At 70.9% G+C, this 4,986-nt stretch carries 6 protein-coding genes; 1 reads left to right on the top strand and 5 read right to left on the bottom strand.

The annotated features are described in order from the left end of the window. The coding region (locus tag ACOJVU_RS12355) for a hypothetical protein (protein WP_421530043.1) at positions 1 to 82 on the bottom strand (82 nt) is incomplete at its 3' end. A 196-nt stretch (positions 83 to 278) separates the two neighbouring features. Between ACOJVU_RS12355 and ACOJVU_RS12350 the strand changes: the two genes are divergently transcribed. Beyond that, a complete protein-coding gene (locus ACOJVU_RS12350; protein WP_421530042.1) occupies positions 279 to 962 on the top strand; it encodes a cation transporter in 684 nt (227 codons plus the stop codon). A 122-nt stretch (positions 963 to 1,084) separates the two neighbouring features. On the opposite strand, the gene ctpC is transcribed toward ACOJVU_RS12350, so the two are convergent. From ctpC to ACOJVU_RS12330, 4 genes are all read right to left on the bottom strand, one after another. Further along, positions 1,085 to 3,259, bottom strand: coding sequence for a manganese-exporting P-type ATPase CtpC (gene ctpC, locus ACOJVU_RS12345; protein ID WP_421530041.1), 2,175 nt, complete (start codon positions 3,257 to 3,259; stop codon positions 1,085 to 1,087). A 9-nt stretch (positions 3,260 to 3,268) separates the two neighbouring features. Beyond that, complete coding sequence (locus tag ACOJVU_RS12340) at positions 3,269 to 3,547, bottom strand: DUF1490 family protein (protein ID WP_421530040.1); 279 nt, start codon at positions 3,545 to 3,547, stop codon at positions 3,269 to 3,271. A gap of 110 nt (positions 3,548 to 3,657) precedes the next feature. After that, positions 3,658 to 4,416, bottom strand: coding sequence for a TIGR03089 family protein (locus ACOJVU_RS12335; RefSeq protein WP_421530039.1), 759 nt, complete (start codon positions 4,414 to 4,416; stop codon positions 3,658 to 3,660). Between the two features lie 2 nt (positions 4,417 to 4,418). Then, the coding region (locus ACOJVU_RS12330; protein WP_421530038.1) for a LytR C-terminal domain-containing protein at positions 4,419 to 4,986 on the bottom strand (568 nt) is incomplete at its 5' end.

The following is a 4,986-nucleotide window of genomic DNA, read 5'->3' as shown; positions in this document are numbered from 1 at the left end:
GGGCCCGTCCCGCCGCGACCATGGTGGCGGTGGCTCCCACGCTGGTCGCCAGGTCCCACGTGTCGTTCTCGGTACGCGCCATTCGTCACAACCCTTCTTCGATGTACTGGGACCCCCACTGGTTGGACAGCGTAACGAGGAACCCTGTGGCAGGGTCCGTGGCTTGATGCCGCCTGAACGCGGTGACCAAATGCCCCCGCTGGTGGTGACAACGCGTGCTCGTCCCCCCGGGTGTCGTGGTGCCCGGGCCCGGCGTGCCGGCTCTACCATCGGGTGTAATGACCTCTTCCCCTCCCACCTCTTCGTCTCCCAGCTCTTGCCCTCCCAGCGCCCGAACGCGTCGAAGCGCCGCGGAGCGGGATGCGGCCTGGCAGGCCGGCGCCCGCCGGGCGCGGCGGCTGGCCTGGGTCAGCCTCACCGTGCTGCTCGTCGAGGGCGCCATCGGGCTGTGGCAGGGCCTGGCGGTCGGGTCCATCGCACTTACCGGTTGGGCGCTCGGCGGCGGCGGGGAGGCGCTGGCCAGCGCGATGGTGGTGTGGCGCTTCAGCGGCGCCCGCACTCTGTCCGAGACCGCCGAGTCGCGCGCGCGGCGCGGCGTGGCGGTCTCCTTCTGGCTGACCGCCCCCTACATCGCCGCCGAGTCCGTGCACGACCTCACCGACGGCCACCACGCCGAGACCTCGGTGATCGGCATCGGGCTGACAGTGGTCGCGCTGCTGCTGATGCCGGTCCTGGGCCGGGCCAACCAGCGGCTGGGTGCCCGGCTGGGCTCGGAGGCCACCGAAGGTGAGGGTATTCAGAACTACCTGTGCGCCGTGCAGGCCGCCGGGGTGCTGGCCGGACTGGCCCTCACCGCCGTCTGGCCGGACGGCTGGTGGATCGATCCCGCTGTCGGGCTCGCGGTCGCCGCCATCGCGGTGTGGCAGGGAGTGCGGGCCTGGCGCGGCCACGACTGCTGTTGATCAGCACAGCCGGACATTGAGTGTGAGTCCGCGGCTTTGAGCGTGAATGCATGGCGTGCCCGCCCGGCGTGTCGGCGCCGTGGATTCACTCTCGATGCAATCAGAGTCGCTAGCCAGAGCCACTAGTCGAGCCGGTAGCGGATCAGTCGAGAGCTGTTGGTCACCACCGCCACCGACGAGGCGTTGTGCAGGATCGCGGCCAGCACGGGCGACAGCGCGCCGCCGGCCCCGACGGCCAGCCCGACGGCGTTGACCGCGATCGAGATGCCGTAGTTCTGCCGGATCGCGTCGACCGCCCGGGCGCCCAGCTCGCGCACGTCGAGCAGGCGGTTCAGGTCGTCGTTGGCCAGCGCCACGTCGGCGGTCTCGACGGCGACATCGGTGCCGGCCAGGCCCATGGCGATCCCGATGTCGGCGGCGGCCAGCGCGGGCGCGTCGTTGACGCCGTCGCCGACCATGCTGACGACGAAACCCTCGGCCTGCAGGGCGCGCACCACCTCCAGCTTGTCCTCCGGCATCACCTCGGCGCGCCACTCGTCGATCCCCAGTTCGCCGGCGACGACCTCGGCGATGTCGGGGTGGTCGCCGGTGAGCATGACGATCCGGCGGACGCCGTTGGCGCGCAGCTTGGTCAGCACTTCGGCGGCCTCGGGCCGCACTTCGTCACGCAGGCTGACCAGCCCGACCAGCGTGCCGTCCACGGCGAGCAGCAGCGGTGTCTCGGCCTGGCGGCGCAGCCTGTTCACCCACTCGGTGGCCTTCTTGGACACCCGCACCTTTTCGGCGCGCAACAGCGACGGGCTGCCCAGCAGCAGGGTGCGGCCGTCGGCACGCGTCCGCATGCCCAACCCCACGAGCACCTCGCACTCCTCATGCGGCGGGATGCTGATGCGGCGTTCCGCGGTGGAGCGGATCACCGCCTCGGCCAACGGGTGCCGGGAGTGGATCTCCGAGCTGGCCGCGTACGCCAAGACCTGCTCGGGTTCCCAATCGGAGTGCATCGCAACGATATTGGTGACCACCGGACGCCCGACGGTCAGCGTTCCGGTCTTGTCGAACACGATCGCGTCGACGCGGCCGGCCTGCTCGAGGTGAGAGCCGCCCTTGATCAGGATGCCGCGGCGCGCACCGTTGCCGATCGCCGCGCTGATCGCGGTCGGGGTGGACAGCCCGACCGCGCAGGGGCAGGCGATCAGGAGCATGGTCATCGCGCGCCGGACGTCGCCGGTGACCAGCAAGGTGAGGGCGGAGACGATGAACGAAGCGGGAACGAAGCGGCGGGAGAATTTCTCCCCGACGGTCTGGATCGGGGCGCGGTCGTGCTGCGCCTCCTCGACGCGGGCGATGATGCGCCCGATCGCGGTCTCGTTGCCGACGGCCTCCGCGCGCACCACCAGGCGCCCGCGAACCACGACCGAGCCCGCGTGCACGTGCGCGCCGGCTGTGATGCTGACCGGAAGGTTCTCCCCGGTGATCGCCGACTGGTTGACGATGGCCTCACCCTCGACGACTTCGCCGTCCACCGGGATCGCGACCTGGTCGTGCACGACCACCTCGTCGCCGATCTGCACGGTGTCGATCGCCACTTGCACCTCGGCCCCGTCGCTCATGCGGATCCACGCGGTGTCCTGGGTGCCGCGCAACAGTTCGGAGATGGCCCGCCGGGTCCGGCGCAGGGTCAGGTCCTGCAGGTATTCGCCGATGTTGAGCAGCCACAGCACGGTGAGCGCGACCACGTTCTCGCCGAGCAGCAGGCTGGCCACTGTCGCCACCGACACCAGCGTGTCGGTGCCGGCTTTCCCGGACCGCAGCGAGCGCAGTGCGCCGCGCAGGAACGGGTAGCCGGTGAAGATGGCCATACCGCCGGCCACCAGCTGGCCGCTCGACCCGAGCAGCGGCGGTCGCGCGAACACGTAGCGGCGCAGCCCGAGCAGGGCCAGCGCCGCGCCGCCGATGACCATCCGCAGCACGTCGGCGTTGCGGATCTCGGCCGAATGCGGTGCGCGCGCCGGGATCAGCTCGGCGGCGACGTGTGCGGCCTCGCCGATCGCCGCCAGCAGCGCAGAGCGCGCGGCCCGTCGCGGCGAGTACCAGACGACGACGGATCCGGTGCGCGGATAGGCGTGCACGGCGCGCACGCCGTGGCACGTGGCGACGGCCTCCTCGACCGCGACTGCGCGCCGGGAGTCGCCGCGAACCCAGTCGACCCTGACCCGCATGCGTCCGGCCGCGTCCGAGATCACCGTCAGCGCAGACTCGTCGGTGGTTGCGCTCTCTTCAACGATCGCGAGGGTCATGTCGACCGATCAGTGGTCGTGGTCGTGGGCGTCACCTACGGCAGGCGTGGGCGCCTCCTCGCCGATGCGCCCACGGGCTTCGGCCATCACGTCGGACATCTTCAGCCGCGCCGATTCCGCGGCCTCCTCGGCCTTGCGGGTGCCGCGCAGGCCCAGTTCGGCCGCCGAGACCGCGGCCTGGTGCAGCGGCGCCTTTTTCGCGGCCCGCACCACCAGGTCGTAGGCAGCCGCTCCGACGACGCCGGTCGCCAACCAGGCGACGCCTCTGCCGAACATTCCGTACGCCATCTTCCACACCCTCCTGGTGAATCGCTACCGAGCAAGACCCTGCCGACGTTAACATCAGAATATTGCTATACCAATATGTATTGTCTGAAGTCCGGGTCCGGATCCCGCAGTCACAGCACGCGGGTGATCTTCTCGGTCTCGATCCTGCGCTGTCGCGCCGCGGGATCGGCCTGGGTTCCGGCTGGTGCGGCCACCTGCACCAGCGACGCGCCGACGGCCAGGACTGCCAGCAGGTTGTCGACGAGTTCGTCCGGTCCGGTCCACGACGCGCTGGAAAGAACTCGATCGGACGACGTCAAACCCCTTGCTGCCGAAGATCTTTCGCAGTCCGCCAGAATCTCGCCGACCGAGCGGCCGGCGAGCGCGGGACCCGGGTGGCGCTCGGGGACGATCTGGTCGCCATGCACGCGCACCGCGGTGGCGTAGTCGGTGACGCCGATCGGCAGGTCGGGCGCGGGCCGGCCGAACGGGTCCAGCGACAGCACCGCGACCTCACCGCCTGATGCCGCCGCGCTCACCGCGGAGTCGGCCTCGTCGAGGCGTTCGACGGTGCACAACGCCATGTCCGTATGCGGGTCCGCCGCGCCTTCCAGCACGACCTCGGCGCCGATCCACCAGACGCCGAACAGCACCGCGGCGGTCTGCCAGTGCGCTGGCAGCAGGACGGCGACCCGGCTGCCCGGCCCGGCGCCCAGCTCGTCGCGCAGCAGGTTGCCGGTCTTGGCGGCCCAGTTGGCCAGGGTCGCCGCGGACAACTCGATGCGCTCGCCGTCGGCCCGGACGCCATCGTCGTAGTAGGTGATGCGTGGTCCGACCGGGTCGTCCCGCAGCATCGGCTCGAGGATGGCCCCCGAAAGAGTTGCGGGCATGCTCAATTGATGCAGTCCGGCTTGTCGGAGGCTGCGGTCAGGATGGGCGAGGGCGCTGGGACGTCTGGGTCGGTCGACCCGCCGGCGTTGGACACCTGGGCGGCCGCCACCTGGCTGTTCACGCCGCCGCTCAGCCCGGAGCCCGGGCCGCTGTAATCGCCGGACAGCACCACCCGGACGGTGCCCGGGGCTATCGACGCGTCGGCGACCACCGGAAGGCCGCCCAGTTGCCGGGCGACCGCCTGGGCTCCGACGTCGTCGCTCTTGGCCGCCCGCACCTGGCTGCCCTTGACGTGCCCGCCCGTGTTGTTGCCGACGGAGCCGGTGGTGAATCCCTTGGCGCTCAACACGTCCGACACCGCCGCGGCCAGGCCGTTGATGTCGGTGTCGTTGAACACGCTGGCTGTCGTCTTGGCCGGGCTGTAGGTCAGCTCGTCGGTCTTGCCCTCGTCCTGGTTGTGCAACAGGCCGGCGACCCAGTCCTGCACCTGGTGCGGGTCCACCCGCACCACGCTCTGCATGCCGTCGTCGCTCCAGCCGGCGCCGTCGAGCACCGGGATGGTGGCGAAC

It is taken from the genome of Mycobacterium sp. THU-M104 (assembly GCF_049197365.1).
Classification (GTDB): Bacteria; Actinomycetota; Actinomycetes; order Mycobacteriales; family Mycobacteriaceae; genus Mycobacterium.
Note: the sequence above shows the minus strand (reverse complement) of the source record. Positions and strands in the feature narration are given on the sequence as shown.